We start from the raw sequence: 20,365 nt of genomic DNA, 5'->3' as shown, positions 1-20,365 counted from the left end.
ACGAATAGCCTCTCCCACCAGCCGGACCAGCCAATTCTGATCCGAAAAACCCTCAGAATACGCGAAATTGTCGCGGCAAATGCCACGCATAAACCGCCAGCATCTTTATCCTTTCGAAGGGCCCGCCATCGCACAAACCCCATGCATCAACATGAGGTCAGTCCCCGACGACCATCACCCAACAATAATCCCCTTCGCCTTGCGCTCTTTCTCGCGCTCCAGCAGCGGGATCTTCTCGCCGGTTTCAATCACTTGCACCCCCAGATCACCGATCTTGGAGAAGCTCAGCCCATTAAAAGCAGTGACTTCAGTGCTGAGACGCTTGAAGACATCTTCAACAGTATGGATGCCGTTCGAGCCACCGCAGGCGACGATCAGGTCGCGCAGGATTTCCCAGGTGTCATGGGCGTTGCCGGGGACTTTGACAGCCTTGTTCAGGCGCTGCAAACGACCCGTCACATTGATCATGCTGCCGCGTTTTTCCGCATAGGCAGTACCAGGAAGCACCACGTCGCTGAGTTCCGCACTCGCATTGGCCAGAATGTGCAAAGAAGCGATGAACGGCACCTTCTCCAGATCACGCTGATTGAATCCCACCTTCAGCAGGTTCTCACCCAGCGCGAGCACCACGCGCAGGCGGCCACGGCTCATGAGTTCGGTGATCTCGGCCAGCTTCGCACCGGGTTCGATGCCCAGAATCAGCTTCGCACCGTTCGTGTTCGGATTGAGGTCGTCAGCACGGAGGTAGTTGTCACCGCCGCCAGTGCGCGGGATGACGTCCACATTCGTGGTGCCAAGCTGCGCAGCCAGATGCTTCACAAAGAAGAGCTCTTCATTCGTCATGCGCGCGCTGGCGATGATGGCGATCTCCTCGCCCTTCTTGCCCGCGAGAGCGGTGGCGATGTTGCTCAGCGCCGTCTTCCAGGTGGCGATCTGATGTTTGCCACCCGACTTGATCATCGGATCGGTCAGGCGGAACTCGCTGTTCACAAAGTGGAAGTCGAGGCGGCCGCTGTCGCACATCCAGGTGGAGTTGACGTCGTTGTTGTCACGCGGAGTCTGGCGATAGATCGTGTCCCCACGAGCGCTGATCTCCATGTTGCAGCCACGGCCGCAGCCGGTGCAGATGCTGTTCGTCTCGTTGAGGAACCAGACGCGCTGCTGGAAACGGAAATCATTCGAGGTCAGAGCGCCCACCGGGCAGATGTCCACCGTGTTGAGCGAGTAGTTGTGCTCCAGGCGCTTGCCGGGATGCACCGCCAGCGTGGTGAAGCTGCCACGCTCAGTGAAGCCGAGCACCGGCTCATCGGCGATCTCAGCGGTGAAGCGGATGCAGCGGCTGCACATGATGCAGCGCTCGTCATCAAGACGCACACGTGGGCCAATGTCCACATTCTTCGGCTTCTTGACCTTGTCTTCACGGAAGCGGCTCTCGCCCTTGCCGTGCTCCACGCTGAACTCCTGCAGACGGCACTCGCCGGCCTGATCGCAGATCGGGCAGTCGAGCGGATGATTGATCAGAAGAAATTCCATCACGCCTTTGCGGCACTCCTGTGTAAGGACGGACTCCGTGCGGATGCCCATGCCTTCCGCCACGGTGTTGGCGCAGGCGATCACCGGGCGCGGCATCCAGCCGATCTTCGGCATGCCATGCTCGTCTTTCTCAGGCTCGGTGCCCGGGGCCGGACGCGGCGGCATGCCCATCTCCACCAAACACATGCGGCAGTTGCCGGGAGAGGACAGTTTCGGGTGGTAGCAGTAGTGGGGAACTTCCTTCTTGGCCTGCTTGCACGCCTCGATCATGCGCGTGCCTTTGGGGAACTTGTGCCAGACACCATCGATCTGTACATTCACGAGATCGACAGGCGGTGGAGCGGCAACGGGGGCGGGAGCTTCGGCGGGGGCAGGCATGAGCGAAGGGGAAAGGGGGCTGAGGGCGATTATCGGAGCCGCTCGGAGAGGGGCAACCCGATTTTGTGAAAAGTTTCACAAGCGCCCCGGCATGAGACTTTGCGAAGTCCCGCGCCACGTGCCATGAATGCCGCCCTCATGCCCATTCCGGTCATTCTGAACCCCGCCGCACGCAGCACGAAGGCTGCCTCCCTTGAGCATGCCCTCCGCAGGCTCTCCCCGGAGCCGGAGCTCCACCTGACCACCGGCCCCAGCGATGCCACCCTGATCGCAGAGCGCCTCGCCACAGAAGGTCACGAACTCGTCGTGGCCGCAGGTGGAGACGGCACCATGAACGAGGTGCTGCAGGGCATCTGCCGGGCCAATGCCCGCCGCAAACCCGGTGAAAAGCACACCTCCCTCGGCGTTTTGCCGTTGGGAACCATGAACGTTTTTTCCGTGGAACTGAAGCTGCCGGGTCGCGACATCGAAGCCTGCTGGCGCGAGATCACCAGCGGCCAGCGCAGTGAGGTCGATCTATGGATGGCGAACGACATGTACTTCGCCCAGCTCGCCGGGGTCGGTCTTGATGCCCAGATCGTCCAGGAAACCTCCTGGGAGGCCAAGAAAAAGTACGGCCCCCTCAGCTATGTCATGAGCGCGGTGAATGTGCTCATGCGCACCCCGCCGGCACTCAGTGTACAAATCGAAGGCAAAGCGCCCATGGTCGGCACCGTGGTCTTGGTGGGCAATGGCAGGCACTACGGGGGGCCGTTTCCCCTGTTCCGCAATGCCTCCAACACAGACGGCAAACTCGATCTCCTCATTTTTCGCGGCCTCGGCGGGATGGAATTCATCCAGCTTCTGCGCGGCATGCTCTTAGATGGCTACCACGAGTGCGATGACCTGGACTACATCCAGACCAGCGAATTCACCGTGACGACGGACCGCGGCGAGGCCCCCGTGGAGCTGGACGGCGAGCTGGCGGACCTGATCGCCCCCGTGGTTTTTCGTCCCGCCCCGTTCCGCTTGAGCGTGAGCGCGGGCTGAAAGTCCTGGACTTGGGCTTGGAATACGAAGGCTTGTCTCCGGAAGACCAGCTTGCAGAGCCGCTCTTCTTGCCACGCCCAGCAGGCTTGTCTTCAGAAAAGCGGGCCGTAGGGCCACTCTTTTTGCCACGCACAGGCTTGTCTTCTGAAAAGCGAGCCGTAGGGCCGCTCTTCTTGCCACGGGTGGGCTTGAAACCACGCGGTTCGCGGGCCTCAGCTTCATGCACACGTGGCGTGGCGCGCTTGCGTGCTGCGGGGCGGTGATCTTCGATCCCGTCATCCTTGTCTTCACCAGGCTTGATGCGTTCCAGCTTCGGCTTGGCCGGCTCTTCCTTGAAGAAACGTTCGACCTCCGTCGGCGTGAGTTCTTTGTACGCACCTCGGGCCAGACCGTGCAGTTTCAGCCAGCCGATGCGGATGCGGGTCAGGCGTGTGACCTCGTAGCCGAGGTAGTAGAGCATCATGCGGATCTGACGCTTGAGCCCCATCTTGAGAACGATGTGCGCCCGGTAGTCGCCGTCCATCCAGGTGCGTTCCGCACGGGCGAAACCTTCCTCGGTCATCATACCCTTGACGAGCTTCGCCATCACGTCCGGATTGAGCGCCTGATCGACGACCACTTCGTATTCTTTTTCAGCACCCTGGCTCGGGTGAATGATCCGGTGGGAGAGATCTCCGCGATTCGTCAGGAGAATCAGGCCTTCGCTGTCTTTATCCAGACGGCCGACATGATGCAGATTCTGGTACTTCAGCGGCAGCAGATCGTAAATCGTCATGCGGTCCTGCTTGTCCCCACGGGAGCACAGGTAGCCTTTCGGCTTGTTCAAAACGAGAACGACAGGCGTCTCGGCACGCACCGGAGAACCATCGACGACCACCTTGTCCTCGGGCTGGACCTTCGTGGCAAGCTCGGTGATGACGTGTCCGTTGATGGACACACGACCGCCGAGGATGATTTCCTCCGCGCCACGCCGTGAGGCAATGCCGCACTGGCTCAAATATCGGTTAAGGCGCACAGGAGGAAAGCCTTACTCGGGCTTGGTCTTCGGAAGGTTCGTCGGAAGACGTCCTTCTTTCCACTGGCCACGGGATTTGAGAAGCTTGACGCGCTCACCACGCTTCAAAACGCTGCGCTTGGTGCCGACGGAGCCGGAAGTCTTGAGGCTGCTATGCTGGGACATGATTCTAAAGGGTCTGGGGGTGAAAAAGGGCGCGAAGAATAGCAGCCCCCGACCGGGGTGCAAGGGGTTTGTACGCGCTGGGACGAACAGAGAGCCCCCCCCCTACCCCAGCACCTTCTTCCGCACGATCTCCGTCACCATCTTCGGGTTCGCTTTCCCCTGGCTGGCCTTCATCGCCTGCCCCGTAAACCAGTTCATGGCCTTCTCGTTGCCGCCTTTGACTTCGGCCACTTTGTCAGGATTGGCCGCGAGGATCTGCTCCACGATGGCCTCCAGAGCTCCCGTGTCACTGACCTGCTCAAAGCCCTTGGCCTTGATGATTTCGGCCGCAGGCTTCCCAGTCTCAAACATCTCGGCAAACACTTCCTTGCCCTGGTTGTTGGAGATTTTGCCGCCTTCAATGGTAGCCACCAAGGAGCTCAGCGCCTCCGGCTTCACCGGGCAGTCGGCAAGCGTGAGCGAGCGATCGTTCAGAGCACCCAGCAGATCATTGATCACCCAGTTGGCAATTTTCTTGGCCGGCACCTGCGTGTCGGCGGCCACGGCTGCCTCATACCAGAGAGCCAGCTCCTTTTCGCTCGCCAGCACGCTGGCATCATAGGCGCTGCAGCCATAGTCTTTCTCAAAACGCGCACGTTTTTCATGCGGCAGCTCAGGCACCTGCAACCGCATCTTGGCCACGAGGTCCGCCGTACGCACCGGCAGCAAGTCGGGATCCGGGAAGTAGCGGTAATCATGCGCGTCCTCCTTCGAGCGCATGAGCGTGGTCTCCCCACGGTCATCGTCCCAGCGCAGAGTGCTTTGCTCCAGCTTGCCACCCGCGTCCAAAATGTCGGCCTGACGCTCGGCCTCAAATTTGATCGCACGCCGAATGGCTGACATCGAGTTGATGTTCTTCAGTTCGATCTTGGTGCCCAGCTCCTTCTGGCCTTCGGGACGCAGGGAAATGTTCACGTCACAGCGCATGTTGCCCTTCTCCATGTCAGCATCGCTCACGCCGCCGTAGATCAGGATCTGCCGCAGACTCCCCAGGTAGGCCACCACCTCCTCCGCACTGTCGAGGTCCGGCTCGCTGACGATTTCCATCAGCGGCGTGCCGGCGCGGTTGAAGTCGAGCGCGCTGAACTTGTCATAGTGCGTGGACTTGCCCACGTCCTCCTCCAGATGGATGCGCGTCAGCTTCACCACCTTGCCCGGATTGGCGATGCTCTTCTGCGCGTCCTTGGGATACGCATAATCATACAGCGGCACACCACCGCCCAGGCAGAGCGGGAAGGGCATCTGCGTGATCTGGTAGTTCTTCGGCATGTCCGGGTAGAAGTAGTTTTTGCGGTCCCAGTTCACCACCGGCGGCGTCTCGCACCCCAGCATCAGCCCCGTGAGAATGGTCTTCTCAATGGCCGCCTGGTTCAGCACCGGCAGCGCCCCCGGCAGCCCCATGCACGTGGGGCAGGTGTGCGTGTTCGGCTCAGCACCATATTCCACCGGGCAGGCGCAGAACATCTTGCTGCGCGTCGTGAGCTGCGCGTGAACTTCAAGACCGATGGTGAGGATGTATTTGGGCATGCGAAAAGAAAAAGGGCGAGTGCCGGAACATCAAAGCGAGAGCCACGCCCGGGGCAACGTGCCGTTGCCGGTTTTTTCGGGCCTGCGAAACCCTTTAGGGGGCCGCAACGGTCACCACACGGAATCCGAGGTTTAAGCGCTCGCCCGGTTTGTGGTGATCGCGAAAGGACGAAAGCAAATTTTCTCGTTCCCAGTGGCTCCATGAACTGCCTCTCAATACGCGATCACTTTTTGTGCTGTCGAACCAATCTTCACACCACTCCCAGGCATTGCCTCCTAGATCGTAGATGCCCAGCTTGTTGGGCTTGAAGCTCATCACGGGGGATGTGCTTGGGAAGCCATCATCATACCCGTCGAAATATTGAGAATTCTTTGCGGGTGCCTTTTCTTTTCGACTCTGGTCAGAATAGTTTCCGGCCCCGTTGGGTGGTGGCCACTTGTCCCCCCAAGGAAAGTCCGTCTGATTCCTGAAGACCGTCGCAGGCGTGGTATCTTTCGCCCACTTTTCCTCACGTCCGATGCCGACAGCTTGGCTCCATTCCTTGTCCGTCGGCAGCCGGTAGGTTCTGCCCTCCTTCTTGCTCAGCCACGCGCAAAAACCTTGTGCATCTTCCCAGCTCACTCTCAAGACAGGGTGGTCTTCCGCACGATCCATGACGAACCCCTCTGTCTTTTGCACTTTCCATGAGCCGTCCACACCTTGCGCATCCATGGCATAGGTCGCATAATCTTTGTACCGAGTCTCATGGATGCAGAAGAGGACGTTCGTTCCTGGCACTTGGACAAACTTCATGCCGAGGCTGTTGGTGAGAGATTTACCACTCGGATCCATTGTCACACCAGCTCCGCCGGGCGTTGCTGCCCCACTAACAGCAGTGTTTGCGAGCAAATCTTCGCGCATTTTCTTCAAAGCCATCGCCTCCTCCAGCCTGCCGCCTTTCGTCATGGCCAGCATCAAAGCTTCAAGCGACCTGGCATACGCATCCTTCAGGGGGCGGAACTTTTTATCACGCTCCAGCTCCAGCTTTCCCAAGGCTGCACGGTAGGTGGAACGCATGGTTTTAAGGCTGCCGGGAGTCTTTGCGTCATCCTGCGGCGGCATGTATTGGCCCGATAAGGCAGCTTCTTTCTCTGTCTTGAAGACAAAGGCATCATCCAGATTCCCTGCTTTTTGCGCTGCCTCCTGCGCACGTTCCAATGCGGCCGCAAACTTGGCATTGAGGTCTGTCACAGCCAGTTCATGCGGGCGCAGGACATCCAGCCTCACTGTTTCGTCATATTTTGCCTGCACTTCGGCCACTTCGGGAATGGGTGCTGTTTGTGGATATGAACAATGGGGGAACACAATCGCGGCGAGCGCGATGACGATGGCCGCTGATTTTCCCGTGATAATCATTTGAATTAAATCTCATTTCTTAGTTCATCCTCACCGGCTGTGGCAGCGAAGGGGCCTGCACTTCAAGACCGGTATTTTGGGCATGACGAAACGCTGCAAGCCAAAGCCGAATTACGAGAGTATGCAAGGCCGAAGCTGATGTCTTCATAGGCGGCTGGCGCAGCCGAACGACACAGCTACTTCCCAGGGGAAAGTTCGACAACGCACCGGAAGCCACCGTCATTATGCCTGGTTTCAGGCTTATGATGTACGCGGCATGATGATAGCAAAAACAGGCGCTCATGATCATGCCAGCAGCCTCCTCTCAGCACATACTCCACTATGCCAGGAGAAAACAAGTCACTGACCACCTCCCAGACGTTGCCACCCATGTCATACAGCCCCATTTTGTTTGGCTTGAGGCTCATCACGGGAGCTGTGGTTGCGAAACCATCTGTATAATTCTTGATAACCAGACGTTTGGGCATCTTTTCAAGGGTGGCGCTATCGGCATAGTTGCCCCCCGGGTCTTTGCTTTGAGGCGGGAAATCGCCGCCCCAGGGAAAAGCATCCTGAATTTGTTGATTCAACATGGCAGGAGTACTTGTCGGAGTTGTCTTTTCCTCATTGCCGATGCCAACAGCCACGCTCCATTCACGGTCAGTGGGCAACCGATATTGTTTACCCTCTTTTTTGCTGAGCCAGGAACAAAATTTTTGCGCATCATCCAGGTTCACACTCACAACCGGATGGTCATTCTTGTCGCCCACGGGAACGCCGGCGCTCACTTGATTTTTCCACGAAGCGTCAGCATTCGGATTTTCAGCGACATAGGCTTCGTAATCCTGCCGCCTTGTTTCATGAATGCAGAAAAGAACTTTGGTTTCCGGCACCTTCACGAACTTCATGCCAAGGCTGTTGGTGAAGGATTTGCCTGACGGATCTGATGCTGCCAATGCAGCGCCCCCCTTGCTTGCGAGCAAATCTTCGCGCATTTTCTTCAAAGCCATCGCCTCTTCCAAACGTCCGCTTTTGGTGAGGGTCACAGTCAAAGCCTCGAGAGACCTGGCATAGGCATCCTTCATAGGCATCCTTCAGAGGCAGCAGATTTTTATCACGCTCCGCCTCCAGCCTGGTCAGAGCCCCTTGATATGTGGCGCGCATGGATTTGAGACTGGCGGGGGCTTTTGCATCATCCAGCTGCGTCATCAGCTTGCCCGACGACACCGCCTCTTTCTCTTCTTTGATGGCGAAGGCGGCATCCAGATTTCCTGCTTTTTGCGCGGACTCCTGTGCACGTTCCAATGCGGCGGCATACTTTGCATTCAGATCCGCCACAGCTAGTTCATGGGGGCGCACAACTTCCAGCCCCACTTTTTCATCATATTTTGCCTGCAGCTCGGCCACTTCTGGGATGGGTGCTGTTTGTGAATATGCACAATTGGTGAACACAATCGCGGCTATGGCGATGACAACGGCTGCTGATTTTCCCATAGGAACCACTAGAATTAATCTCGTTTTTAATTCAACGAAATTAATCCCGTTTTTTAGTTCAACCTCACCGGCTGCGGCGGCGGTGGCTGCTTGTACACCACCGAGTCCATCGCCTGCTCCAATTGCATGCCTCCAAGAATAGGCTGCAAGTCCGGGTGGTTCGCCACTTTCTCGACCTGGGGCAGTTGCATCAGCCCCGCGAAGTCCTTGTTCTCGATGGCCTTCCGCACTTCCGGATCGTAGCCGAGCTTGGCGATCAGCGGATGATTCAGCGCATTGGCCGTGGCTGGACTTTGTTCGGCCAGTCGCTGCCACATCGTCCCCTCCGGCCACAGAATCAGCAGTCGTGCCAGATTCGCCGTCGGCTTGATGTCATACGGGTCCAGCCTCTTCACCAGCCCGCCGATGGGGCTGTTGTCGATCTTCTGGCTCAGGCTGTAAAAAATGGACTTCGCCTGGCTCTCGATCGAGCCACCCTTTTTGACGATCTCCGCCGCGTTCTCCATGCCATACAGACTCCCCACGATGCGCAGCGCCACGCTGCCCATCCACATCAGCGCGCCAGAAGGAAGGATGCTCACGATCAGTCCCTTCCACCCCGTCAGCCCTCCCAGCATTCGCATCAGGCCAAAGGCCGCCAGAAAATACTTCCCCACCTTGCACACGGCGAACATGATCCCCGCCGCAATCACCGACGCAACGACCATCCGGTTCGTCGTGATCTGCATCCCCGCCGCGCCGAAAATCACCGTCCGGTGCATGAAGACATACCACGCCGCCGCCGCGCACAGCGCCAGCGTTGCCACATTGATGATCTGCTGCACCACCCCCTTCGCAAACGCCAGCCCGGCCGCAAACGCGAAGAACCCCACAATCGCGATGGTGGCCCACATGGTGTGCGGCACCTTCTGGGCGTATTGAAGCACTTCACTGGGGTGAGGCATGGGCAGGAGAAAAGATTATTAAGACACCTTAACATCTTTCCCATGCCTGTCTTGCGGGAAAATCAGCTCAAATCAGATCCTGCATTGCCCGCAGCTTGGCATGCGCCGCGCCACGCTCCAGCAGTTCCTCAGCCAATGCTTTGCCTGCCATCAGATCCGCCACCACGCCGGTGATCACAAAACCCGCCGCCGCATTCAGCACCGCGATGTCACGCTTGGCTCCCTTGATCGTTCCCGCCAGTACGCCTTCGAGAATGAGCGCATTCTCCGTCGCATCCCCACCCACCAGATCTTCCAACGCCGCTTTGGCAAAGCCGAGGTCTTTGGGATCAATCCGCGTCTCGCTGAGTTTCCCCTCCGCGACCTGACACACTTCATTCACCCCCAGCGTCGAAAGTTCATCCATCCCCTGCCCATCTGCGGCGCTGCCATGCACCACCCACGCTCCTTTGCGCCCCAGCTGCACCAAAATCTCGCCAAACGCCCGCGTCAGCTTCGGATCAAACACCCCAATGAGCTGGTAGTCCGGCCGCCCTGGATTCAGCAGCGGCCCGAGCACATTGAAAATCGAACGCTGCCCCTCCGCCGCGAGCAGTTTACGCGCCTCCGCCACCGCCTTGAACGTAGGGTGATACAGCGGCGCAAAGAAGAACCCCAGCCCGATGCTCTCGATGCCCGCCACGACTTTCTCCTTCGGCAGGTCGATCTTGATACCTAGCGCCTCCAGCACATCCGCACCGCCGGCCTTCGAGGTGATCCCACGGTTCCCATGCTTCGTCACGCACACGCCACCCGCCGCCAGAATGAACATCGCCGTGCTCGACACATTGAACAAATGCAGCTGATCCCCACCCGTGCCCACCACATCCAGCATCGGCCCCGGCAGCTTCGCCCGGTCAATCCCCGGATCGACTGCCAGCTTCAAAAACTCCTTCACAAACATCGCGATCTCCGCCGGCGTCTCGCCCTTCTTCGCCAGGGCCCGCAAAAAGTTGGCCTTGCCTGCCGCCGTCACAGCCGCATCGACCAGCTGCGCTGCCGCATCGGCAATTTGGTCTTCGGTGAGGTGCTCCCCGGTCATCAGGCCTGTAGTCAGTAATTCCATGATTTGATTTTGACCAAAGCGCAGTGTTTAGCAAGCCCACCCGTGTGAACCTCTCGAAACGTTGAATCCAAACTCCCACATCCTCGGCATCGATCTCGGCACCACGAACTCCCTCGTCGGTGTCGTTGACAGCGGCTTCCCCATCCTCCTCGCCGATGAAAACGGCAGCCGCAGCACCCCCAGCGCCGTGTGCATGGCCCAGGATGGCAGCATCTCCGTGGGAGCCGTGGCCTTGCGCCAGCGCGCCCTGCACCCCACACGCACCATCACCTCGGTCAAGCGCCTCATCGGCCGCCGCCCCGGCGAGGCCGGATGGACTCCTCCTTACTCTCTCAGCGAACTGAAAACCTCGCCCGTCGAAGTTTCCGCAGAAATCCTCAAGCACCTCAAAGCCGTCGCCGAACGCGCTCTCGAACAATCCGTTTCCCAGGCCGTCATCACCGTGCCTGCCTACTTCAACGACGCCCAGCGCAACGCCACCAAGCGCGCTGGCGAACTCGCCGGCCTCGAAGTCTTGCGCATCCTCAGCGAGCCCACCGCCGCCGCTCTCGCCTACGGCCTCGACAAACTCACCGAGCATCAAAAAATCGCCGTCTATGATCTTGGTGGCGGCACCTTTGACATCTCCGTCCTCGAAATGCGCGACGGCACCTTCCAGGTGCTCTCCACCGCTGGCGACACCCAGCTCGGTGGCGATGACATTGACCGCCTGCTCGCCGAATTCATCGCACAAAAACTCGCGCTGCCCTCCCACGACATCCGCGTCATCGAAGCCGCCGAGTCCGTCAAAAAGCGCCTCTCCACCGATGACTCAGCCAGCTTCAACGGCCTCGACATCACTCGCGCCGATCTCGAAAAAATCGCCCGCCCATGGATCGAGCGCACCCGCATCCACTGTCTGCGTGCCTTAAGCGATGCCGGCGTCAAAGCCGAACAGCTCGATGAAATCATCCTCGTCGGCGGCAGCACCCGCATGCCCTTGGTTCGCGACTACGTGCGCGAAATCTTCGGTCGTGAACCCAACACCTCTCAGAATCCGGACGAAGCCATCGCCCTCGGCGCCACCATCCAGGCGGGCATCCTCGGCGGCAGTTTGCGCCAGGTCCTCCTCCTCGATGTCACCCCGCTCTCGCTCGGCATCGAAACCTTCGGCGGCTTGATGAACATCATCATCCCGCGCAACACCACCATCCCCGCCAAAGCCGGTGAGATGTTCACCAATGCCGTCGCCAATCAGGACAGCATGCTCATCCGCATCCTTCAGGGCGAACGCGAACTCGCCAAAGACAACTGGGAGCTCGGCCGCATCGAAGTCCCCTTCCCCTCCGGCCCCAAAGGCAGCGCCCGCGTCGGCGTGCAGTTCAGCATCGATGCAGACGGCATCCTGCACGTGCTCGCCCGCGACACTGCGACCAATCAGGACACCACGCTGCAGATCAGCGGCACCGCCGTCGATGTCGAAGACGAACGTGTGGAGCAGATGATCTCCGAGAGCGTTGATTTCGCCTTCGAGGACATGAACGAGCGCATCTGGACCGAAGCAAAACTCAAAGCCGAAGAGCTGCTGCCCGCCGTCGATGCCGCGCTGGATCAACTCGGTGACGCAATCAGCGCTGAAGAGAAATCTGCCGTGGTCAGCCAGGCCGCCACGGTGCGTGTCCTGCTTGACGCCACGGACCATGACGCCAAGGCCCTCAAAGCCGCCACCCAGTTGCTGGATGACGCCACTCAGACACTGGCCGTGATGCTGATCGATCGCGCCATGGAGGAATCTTTGGTGCGCCGCGGACTCGTTTGATTTTCCAGTTCCCATCCTTGGAGCAGACCGCTACGCTCCGCCGCAAATGATCGTTTTCACAGGGCATGAATGAGAAACCTCAACATGACGGAGCCGTGGGTTGGACACCGCCATCACCAGAGCATCTGCAGGCCATGCTGCCTCAGTATGATCAGTGGGAAATGATCGGCTGCGGTGGCATGGGCGCCGTTTACAAGGCACGGCAAACTTCTCTCGACCGGCTCGTGGCCATCAAGGTCCTGCCACCCCAGGTGGCCGAAGACGAGGCCGAATACATCGAACGCTTCAAGAACGAGGCGCGCACGATGGCCAGGATGAACCATCCCGCCATCGTGGCCGTCTACGATTTCGGCGAAACCCGCGATGAACTCCTCTACATCGTCATGGAGTACATCGACGGCACGGACGTGGCCAAGATGATCCAGTCGCAAGGCAAACTGCCGGTCGATCACGCGCTGGCCATCACCGCCCACGTCTGCGACGCCTTGGCTTATGCGCATGAGCACGGCGTCGTTCACCGCGACATCAAGCCGGCGAACATCCTCATCAACATGGAAGGCACCGTGAAGGTGGCCGACTTCGGTCTGGCACGCATGCACGATCCTGGGCAGTCCGGCAGCCTGACCCAGGAAGGCACCACGATGGGCACCCCGGACTACGTCGCACCCGAGGTGCTGGTCATCGGCATGCAGGTTGATGGACGTGCCGATCTCTATGCCGTGGGCGTGATGCTCTACAACATGCTCACCGGCAAAATCCCGCGCGGCAATTTCCAAATGCCCAGTGAAAAAGTGGGCTGTGACACCCGCTACGACGCCATCATCCGCAAAGCGATGGAGCAGGATGTCGCCAGACGCTATCAGTCCTCTCGCGAACTGCGCCGGGATCTCGATCAGATCCTCACCGTCCCCGTCGCCAAAGAAAAGCCGGCCCGTCAGGCGCCCGCCGGTGGCATGCAGCCGCGCCAGCCACCACCACCCCCGCCGCCACCAGGCACCCCATGGGGCATGATCGCCGCCGCCTTGATCGTCGTCGGCGTGGCGGCTGTACTTCTCATGCGGCGTGGTGAGCCGCCTCCGTCTCCACCGGCACCCGAAGTCGCTCAGACCGAACCCGCCAAACAGGAGCCTCCCAGCCCACCATCCAATCAGACGCCACCGAACACTACCGCCCCCACACCGGTCATCGTACGCACCGACCCCAACGCCCCCAAGGGCAGCCCACTGTCCAAACTCCCGGTGCTGAGCTACAACGGTCACCACTACCAGGTCGTGGAAGAGCGGATGAGCCAGCCCAATGCCCTGAAGCACGCGCAAAGCCTCGGCGCCCATCTGGCCACCATCAACAGCCAGGCCGAGCAGGACTGGATGAACCGGACCCTTCCCACCTATCTGAAACAGGTTCCTCAGGTGATGGCCACCATCGGCGGCGTGCGCGAAAACGGCGTTTGGAAGTGGGTCACGGGAGAACCCTTTGAATTCACTCGCTGGGAGGATGCCATGACCGCCGCATCTGAGCCGGAGAAAAACTTTGTTCTGAAAATCAGCGCAAACTCCGGTACTAAAGCGGAATGGGGCTTGGGCTTTGTCACCGCCATGCGTGCCTTCATTCTCGAATGGGATGCCGCGCCATCGAAGGCCCCTGCCCCCGCGCCAGTTCCTGCTCCCGCCCCCCCCTCCCCGCCGGTTGTCGAAAGCGAAGGCTCGAAACGGCTTCGCGAATTGGATACCAGCTTCCATGCCGCGCTGGAGCGCGACGTGCTGGCGGTTCATCGCACCGCCCTGGATGACTTGAACACCAAATACCTCGCCGCATTGGATCGTGCCCTGTCAGCCGAGACAGCCGCAGCGCGCTTGCCACAGGCGCTCGCCCTGCGCGAGGAACAGCAGCTCATTAAAAGTCACAGCCCGCTGCCTGCAGAGGATGCCGCAGATCTGCCTGCACCGCTGAAAACGCTGCGCTCCACCTACCGCACCAGTCTGCGCCCCATCGAGATCGCCCTGCACAATGGCATCATCACCCTCTTCCTGAAGTATGAGGAAGTCCTGAAGGCCGTGCAGGCGGAATGGACCCAGGCCGCAAAGCTGGACGACGCCAAGCTCGCCGGTGACCGTATCGCCAGTCTTTCTCGCGAACGTGCCGCTCTGCTCAATGAGGCCAAGGAACTCCTGCCCGCAGGCAAGGAGATGGTGCTGCAAAAAAACGACCGCTTCATTTCCGCGGAGAAGTTCACGCCGCCCGTGGAGTTCACCCTCGTGGTGAAAACTCACAAGGATGACCTGCGCTTGGCCTACACCGCCAAGCAGGTGATCTTCAACTGGGAAAAAAACCAGGACGAGCTCCGCATCGATGGCGATGCCGCCGGTGCCCGGCATGTGCCCGGCATGGGACGCATCCCCGAAGACACCTTTGTCACCATCCAGTGGCGCATCATGCCTCACATGCAGAGCATCAGCGTCGATGGCAAACGTCGTCTCCTCCACTTCGGCGATTACTCCAAAGTGGACAACCCGCTGGAAATCTTCCCGCTGAATCACGCCGTCACGATTAAATCCGCCAAGGTAAAGACGCTGGACCTCCAAACGGTCGAAGACCAGATCTCCAGCGCTCCCGCAATGCTGGACCCGTTTCTCAAGAAAACCGAGTGGACTGGCAAGCTCACGATTCCAGCAGGCACCTACCGTCCCCTGCGCCGCATCGACATCGGGGCACCGGGAAAAAAAGACCCGGGAGCCAATTACGACGAGCAGCGCGCCGATGTCACCAGCCTCCCCGGCATGCGCATCGAAAACGTCCGCTTCCACCTGCGTGAAGGCTCCTGGCAGGCCGCCAGCGGCCATTTCCACGATGTGAAGATCACCGCCGATCTCGGTGGCAGTTTCGATGCACGCGACAGCCTGTTTCAGGACTGCCTGTTCGCCAAGGAAGGCCCCTGGGGAACAGCCTACTTCAGCACCAAATGGCACTTCACCAACTGCGTGCTCCTCGGCTCCTTCATGCAGGGCTGGAGAGTGAGCGACGTGGGCATGAAGCTCGACTCCTGCACCCTGCTCGACCTCGATCTGGGCCCCATCGTGTTTCGGGAGGATGCCAGCACCGAGTTGACCAAAGACTGGCTCAGCATCCAAAACTGCCGCTTCATCAACTGCCGTGTCCCCGAGACCTTTGCCCTCGCCACCCGCAACTGCGTCTTCGAAAAATGCACCTTCGCCCCCGCCGAAGAAAAGCTGCCAGCCAAATCACCGCTCAATGCCACCATCTACGTGCAGGACTGCACCAACCAGCCCCAGACCGGCCCCGACCGCACCATCGAGGCCAAACCCGCCGCCCAGCTCACCACCAAACCCGGCGCGTCCCTCCCCTACCTCTTCAAAAACGGCCAGCTCGACTTCCAAACTCCGCCTCAATAAGTCAGGCATGCGCCCTCGTGGGATGAGTGTGGCGACAGCCCGCCCATCTGAATATGGACTGCGGTTGCGAAGTGAGGAACGAACGCAGCTACCGCTTTCGACGGACTCGGTGGCGCACGCGTACCAGAAAAAGCTCGAATGCGGGAGCCGGTAATCCTTCGCCAGCCGTTCTGCTCACCCACTCCACTAGCCACTCGAAAGCCACAGCTCCGCAGCCGCCCTCCAAAAGCGCTTCTCATGGCCCCAGGCTAAAAATGCCACTCCTTACGGAACTCAGTCTCGGAAAATGCTATCTCGTCAGGCAACGCCCATGACGCTCAGAGTCGCGGAGGACAGGATCGTCCCGATCCCTCACGCATCTCACCGCCCACCGCTTCCGCACATAGCGCATTCAAATAATTTCATAACCTTCTTGGTGCATAACATCGTGAGGACATTGAGCGAATCCCCTCTCCCCACCGACGATATTGCAATGCCCAAGACCTTCTTTGGGGAACCGTAGCGAAGCGGAGATAGACGAAGTCAAAGGTAAGGGTGAGGGGATTCGTTTTGTGCCCGCACGATGGCCTGAGTTTCCACTCATCCATCACCCCACCCCCATCGCATCAAAGCTCACCGCGGAGCCCCGCTCCCGTTCTGCTGGAAGTAGGCGTCACGCATGCGGCGCAGTTCCTCAAGCCGGGAGGAGATTTCCGTGTGCTCCCGCGCCTTTTCGACCTTCTGCTGCGTCACGAAATGATTGTTGCTGCCAAGGTTCCGCCACGGACCGGCGGGCACTTCACTCACATCCACAAAACGCCAGTCGCAGCGCCCGCTGCTGGAGATGCCAAGGTAGTCACGCACTCCAGGCGAGATGTCGATCCCCGCACCACGGTTGCTTGTGTTCTTGGGGCGTGCATTGCCGAAAACATACTCATGGTCATCCGTCACAAAGGGGCCGCAGTCCTCCCACTGCGCGTAGCACACTCGGTTGCCGTAGCGAATCGCGATCCACTGCCCTTTCAGCACCGTTTTGCCGGAACGCACAAACTTCTGCTTGAACCACGGGATCACTCGGGAGGCCTCGGGCTTGTGCGAGTTGTAATCGATGCAGTCATTGTACGGCAGCGCCACATAAAACGGGTTCTGCTTCGGCGTGAATCCAACGGGCGTGTAATTGTCCGTCCGCTTCGTGGGATCGGGATCATCATAGCCGCCAAAGTTTTGCATCCACTGCGTGTCCCAGGAGCTTTTGTCGTTGGGCGTGGGATTGTTTTCCGTCGGCTGCTCGCCCACCCAGAACACCGTGGCCACGATGTCCAGCTTCCATGGATAGCGTGCGTATCCCAAGTGCGGCATCGAGGACGAACTGAAACTGGGCACCGTCGCGGAAATGTTGCGCGGCGGCGATGATTGCGCGGCGGATTTGCTTTGGACAGCCGGAGCAGTCCCCGCCTTTTTCAATGCCGCAGCAGCTCCTGTGGCTGAAACCGAGGACGCCCCCTGACCAAACGCCGACACCGCCGCCACGAGTGACGCGACGACGACGAATGAACTGAGTGAGCGTTCAGCGAGCATGGGGGTGGAACCTAATTGCGAGAATTGTAGCAGCTTACCATGGTAAACTGCAATCTGTAATTCACCATGTAAGGCGCGGCGGCTTGGCGGGGAAAGCGAATCTCAATCCTCCAAACTACCGCGCTAAATCATGGACAGATCAGCCGCTGCGCCGTTCAAAACCAGCGACTTGCCCGCCATCGGACCAAAGCGGGGGCGGCTGCAATAATTTCAATAACGACGCAACGTGGAGTCCTGCGGAGCCCGCGTGTCATCCGTCTGCGGGTAGTCCAGCGTGTAATGCAGCCCCCGGCTTTCGTGCCGGCGGATGGCGCACTCCACGATCAAGGACGCCGTTTCCACGAGGTTGCGCAGTTCCAGGATTTCGCTGGTGACGTGGTTGTTCCAGTAAAACTCCTGCACCTCCCGCTTGAGGTTGCGCAGGCGCGCCGCCGCACGCTGCAGACGCTTGTTGGTGCGCACGATGGAGACGTAATCCCACATCAAGCGCCGGATTTCATCCCAGTTGTGGTAGATCACCACAAGCTCGTCATTTTCCACCACACCGCTGGTCTGCCAGGGACGCAGTTCGTAGCTCTGCTCGGCGACTTTTCCCTGCGGAATCTTTTTGATCAAATACGCCACGGCGCGCTGCGCTGTCACACAACACTCGAGCAGCGAATTGCTCGCCAGTCGGTTGGCCCCATGCAGCCCGGTGCAGCCCACCTCGCCCACGGCGCAGAGCCCCCGGATGCTCGTGGCACCGTTCACGTCCGTCAGCACGCCACCACATTGATAATGAGCGGCAGGCACCACCGGAATCGGCTCCTTGGTGATGTCGATGCCGACATCCAGGCAGGCCTTCTGAATGTTCGGAAAGTGGCTCGCGATGAATTCAGGCGGCCGATGACTGATGTCGAGATAAACGCAGGGTCCGCCGGTCTTCTTGATCTCATGGTCGATCGCACGCGCCACGATGTCACGCGGTGCCAGCGATCCACGCGGATCATACCGCTGCATAAACTCCTGCCCGTCTTTGCCGATCAAACGCGCTCCTTCACCCCTCATCGCCTCGCTGATCAAGAAGGAACGCTTCTGCGGATGGTACAGGCAGGTCGGATGAAACTGGATGAACTCCATGTCCGAGATCGTCGCCCCGGCGCGCCAGGCCATCGCCACACCATCACCCGTCGCCACCATGGGATTCGTGGTGTACAAATACACGCGCCCGCACCCACCGGTGGCAAGGATCACTCGGTCCGAGCGGAAGGTGTGCACTTCGCCGCTGGTCTCATCCAGCACATACAGCCCCAGTACACGGTCCTCGGAGACAAGGCCAAGCTTCGCCGTCGTCAGGATGTCGATGGCGTAATGGTTTTCGTAGATCGTGATGTTCGGGTTGGCCCGAACCGTGGCGAGCAGCTTCTCCGTGATCTCCCGTCCGGTGGCATCCGCCGCATGCAGCACACGGCGCGCGGTATGGCCTCCTTCCCGGGTCAGGTCAAATTCCAGATGCCCGTCCACCGCCTCACGCTGGTCAAAATGCACGCCCCATTTCACCAGATCCGCGATGCGTGCCGGCCCTTCGCTCACGATAGTGCGCACGGCAGCCTCTTTGCACAAGCCAGCCCCCGCGATGAGCGTGTCACTCACGTGCTTCTCGATGGAGTCATTCTCCGCCGTCACACAGGCGATCCCGCCCTGCGCCCAGTTCGAGTTCGAGTCCAGCGCTCCACGCTTGGTGATCATGACCACCTTGCCATGCTCGGAGGCATGCAAGGCCGAGACCAGTCCGCCTGCCCCGGTTCCGACGATGATGAAGTCTGCCTCAATCATGAATTGTGGTGACTCTTTCGTCGCGGAACCGTCAACATGCAAACGTACTACCAGCTTGTTCCCAAACTCCAGCGCGTCGCGAGGTCCAGCAGGTCTGGGCGCAGCGGCCATTCATCCGCACGCGGCTCCTGGCCTTCATGGCGCTGGCTGGCTCCCTTGAGCGCCATGCAGCCCGTGTTGTCACCGATTTGACGGATCGTCTCAATCTCCTCAGCGGACAGGCACTGCTCAGGCAAAGCGGCAAGATCATCCAGCTTGCTCTCAATCGTGCGGGCGCCTTCACCGTGCTCCTGAATCAAGGTCGGCACTACGCTCTTCACCGCCGTGTTGCCCAGCGTCCACAAACAGGCAAGCTGCAGCATGGACAGCCCATGCTTCTCGGCAATCGGCCGCACTTTTTCAAGCTTCTCGACCCCATGCTCAATCCAGCCGCCGGGGCGGTGCGTGCGGTGGTCGCCATCACGGAACTTGTGGCCCGGCTTCACGTCATCGTGAAACAGACCGCCGTAATCCACCACCCGCGCCAAAATATCGATGTTGTTCTTCGCCGCTGCTCCCAGCACATGCTGACCCGGCCAGGGCTCAAACGGATTCAAAATGATCATCGCCCAGTCCATGCGATCTCCGAAACGCTCAAAGCACTCGATCATGTCCAGCGTGAAACCGTTCGCCGGTCCCGGCGCGATGCCCAAACGATCCGTCAGGCCGTCCGTTTTGAGCGCCGTGAACGCATCCCACACCTTTTCGCTCGTGTAGCTGATGCTGTCCGGATTGTGCAGCATGAGCAGGTCAAACTTCGAAGTCTGGCAGCGCTCCAGGCTCTTCTCCGTCGCCATCTTCAGGTAGTCGTAATACTTCTCCGGCCCGCGCAGCGTCGGATCCGTGAAACGCGGGTAACCACGTGACCCCTGCCGGATGCCTTCATAAATGTCATGGCCCACGATGCCCACCAGGCAGTATTCCTCTCGCGGGATGCCCTTCAGCGCCTCGCCCAGCAGCGAGTCCGCACGTCCCACGCCATACACATCCGCCGTGACAAACGTGCGCACGCCTTTCTCAAACGAATCGCGCATGAGCTGCTTGTAATGCTCCTCGGAGAGCTGTTCTCCGTAGTGCATGAAGCGTCCGCCGCTCCAGGTGCCATAGGCTGTTCGTGTCAGATTCATAAAGGGTCAGGTTGG

Annotated in this window: 15 protein-coding genes; 3 read left to right on the top strand and 12 right to left on the bottom strand. The window is 59.6% G+C overall.

Annotation, left to right across the window (positions count from 1 at the left end; translation table 11 throughout):
- Positions 1-174: 174 nt before the first annotated feature.
- Entirely contained in the window at positions 175-1,911 is a 1,737-nt protein-coding gene (locus AC3RLQ_RS25485; protein WP_493031473.1) for an NADH-quinone oxidoreductase subunit G, read from the bottom strand.
- 123 nt (positions 1,912-2,034) lie between these two features.
- On the opposite strand from AC3RLQ_RS25485, the gene AC3RLQ_RS25480 reads away from it, so the two are divergent.
- Positions 2,035-2,940: a diacylglycerol/lipid kinase family protein gene (locus AC3RLQ_RS25480; RefSeq protein WP_493031472.1), complete on the top strand. Its 906-nt coding sequence runs from the start codon at positions 2,035-2,037 to the stop codon at positions 2,938-2,940.
- Here the strand turns inward: AC3RLQ_RS25480 and AC3RLQ_RS25475 are convergent.
- The 8 genes from AC3RLQ_RS25475 to trpD form a co-directional block, all read right to left on the bottom strand.
- The gene (locus AC3RLQ_RS25475) at positions 2,822-3,955 is read right to left on the bottom strand and encodes a pseudouridine synthase (protein ID WP_493031471.1); all 1,134 of its coding nucleotides are present in this window, start codon (positions 3,953-3,955) and stop codon (positions 2,822-2,824) included. The two genes, AC3RLQ_RS25480 and AC3RLQ_RS25475, sit on opposite strands and share 119 nt — an antisense overlap.
- A gap of 12 nt (positions 3,956-3,967) precedes the next feature.
- Positions 3,968-4,120, bottom strand: coding sequence for a small basic protein (locus AC3RLQ_RS25470; RefSeq protein WP_395732737.1), 153 nt, complete (start codon positions 4,118-4,120; stop codon positions 3,968-3,970).
- A gap of 102 nt (positions 4,121-4,222) precedes the next feature.
- Entirely contained in the window at positions 4,223-5,686 is a 1,464-nt protein-coding gene (gene gatB / locus AC3RLQ_RS25465; RefSeq protein ID WP_493031470.1) for an Asp-tRNA(Asn)/Glu-tRNA(Gln) amidotransferase subunit GatB, read from the bottom strand.
- Between the two features lie 94 nt (positions 5,687-5,780).
- A complete protein-coding gene (locus AC3RLQ_RS25460; RefSeq protein ID WP_493031469.1) occupies positions 5,781-6,986 on the bottom strand; it encodes a formylglycine-generating enzyme family protein in 1,206 nt (401 codons plus the stop codon).
- A gap of 272 nt (positions 6,987-7,258) precedes the next feature.
- Positions 7,259-7,969, bottom strand: coding sequence for a formylglycine-generating enzyme family protein (locus AC3RLQ_RS25455; RefSeq protein ID WP_493031468.1), 711 nt, complete (start codon positions 7,967-7,969; stop codon positions 7,259-7,261).
- Entirely contained in the window at positions 7,920-8,555 is a 636-nt protein-coding gene (locus AC3RLQ_RS25450) for a hypothetical protein (RefSeq protein WP_493031467.1), read from the bottom strand. Before AC3RLQ_RS25450 ends, AC3RLQ_RS25455 begins: the two co-directional genes overlap by 50 nt.
- Before the next feature lie 53 nt (positions 8,556-8,608).
- Positions 8,609-9,499: a hypothetical protein gene (locus tag AC3RLQ_RS25445; RefSeq protein WP_422321118.1), complete on the bottom strand. Its 891-nt coding sequence runs from the start codon at positions 9,497-9,499 to the stop codon at positions 8,609-8,611.
- 67 nt (positions 9,500-9,566) lie between these two features.
- Entirely contained in the window at positions 9,567-10,604 is a 1,038-nt protein-coding gene (gene trpD, locus AC3RLQ_RS25440) for an anthranilate phosphoribosyltransferase (RefSeq protein WP_493031466.1), read from the bottom strand.
- A 61-nt stretch (positions 10,605-10,665) separates the two neighbouring features.
- Here trpD and AC3RLQ_RS25435 point away from each other — a divergent pair, with 61 nt between their 5' ends.
- Together AC3RLQ_RS25435 and AC3RLQ_RS25430 are read left to right on the top strand one after the other, a co-directional pair.
- Entirely contained in the window at positions 10,666-12,402 is a 1,737-nt protein-coding gene (locus AC3RLQ_RS25435; RefSeq protein ID WP_493031465.1) for an Hsp70 family protein, read from the top strand.
- Between the two features lie 65 nt (positions 12,403-12,467).
- Entirely contained in the window at positions 12,468-15,812 is a 3,345-nt protein-coding gene (locus AC3RLQ_RS25430) for a protein kinase domain-containing protein (protein ID WP_493031464.1), read from the top strand.
- 612 nt (positions 15,813-16,424) lie between these two features.
- Here AC3RLQ_RS25430 and AC3RLQ_RS25425 read toward each other — a convergent pair.
- The 3 genes from AC3RLQ_RS25425 to AC3RLQ_RS25415 form a co-directional block, all read right to left on the bottom strand.
- On the bottom strand, positions 16,425-17,369 hold the full coding sequence (locus tag AC3RLQ_RS25425) for a hypothetical protein (RefSeq protein WP_493031463.1): 945 nt from the start codon (positions 17,367-17,369) through the stop codon (positions 16,425-16,427).
- A 210-nt stretch (positions 17,370-17,579) separates the two neighbouring features.
- Positions 17,580-19,184: an L-aspartate oxidase gene (gene nadB / locus AC3RLQ_RS25420; protein WP_493031462.1), complete on the bottom strand. Its 1,605-nt coding sequence runs from the start codon at positions 19,182-19,184 to the stop codon at positions 17,580-17,582.
- Positions 19,185-19,231: 47 nt separating this feature from the next.
- Positions 19,232-20,350: an aldo/keto reductase gene (locus AC3RLQ_RS25415; RefSeq protein ID WP_493031461.1), complete on the bottom strand. Its 1,119-nt coding sequence runs from the start codon at positions 20,348-20,350 to the stop codon at positions 19,232-19,234.
- Positions 20,351-20,365 lie beyond the last annotated feature (15 nt).

This window comes from Prosthecobacter sp. GW821-HT29F12, assembly GCF_058803405.1.
The sequence above is the reverse complement of the archived record's forward strand: the minus strand, read 5'-3'. Positions and strand labels throughout refer to the sequence as shown.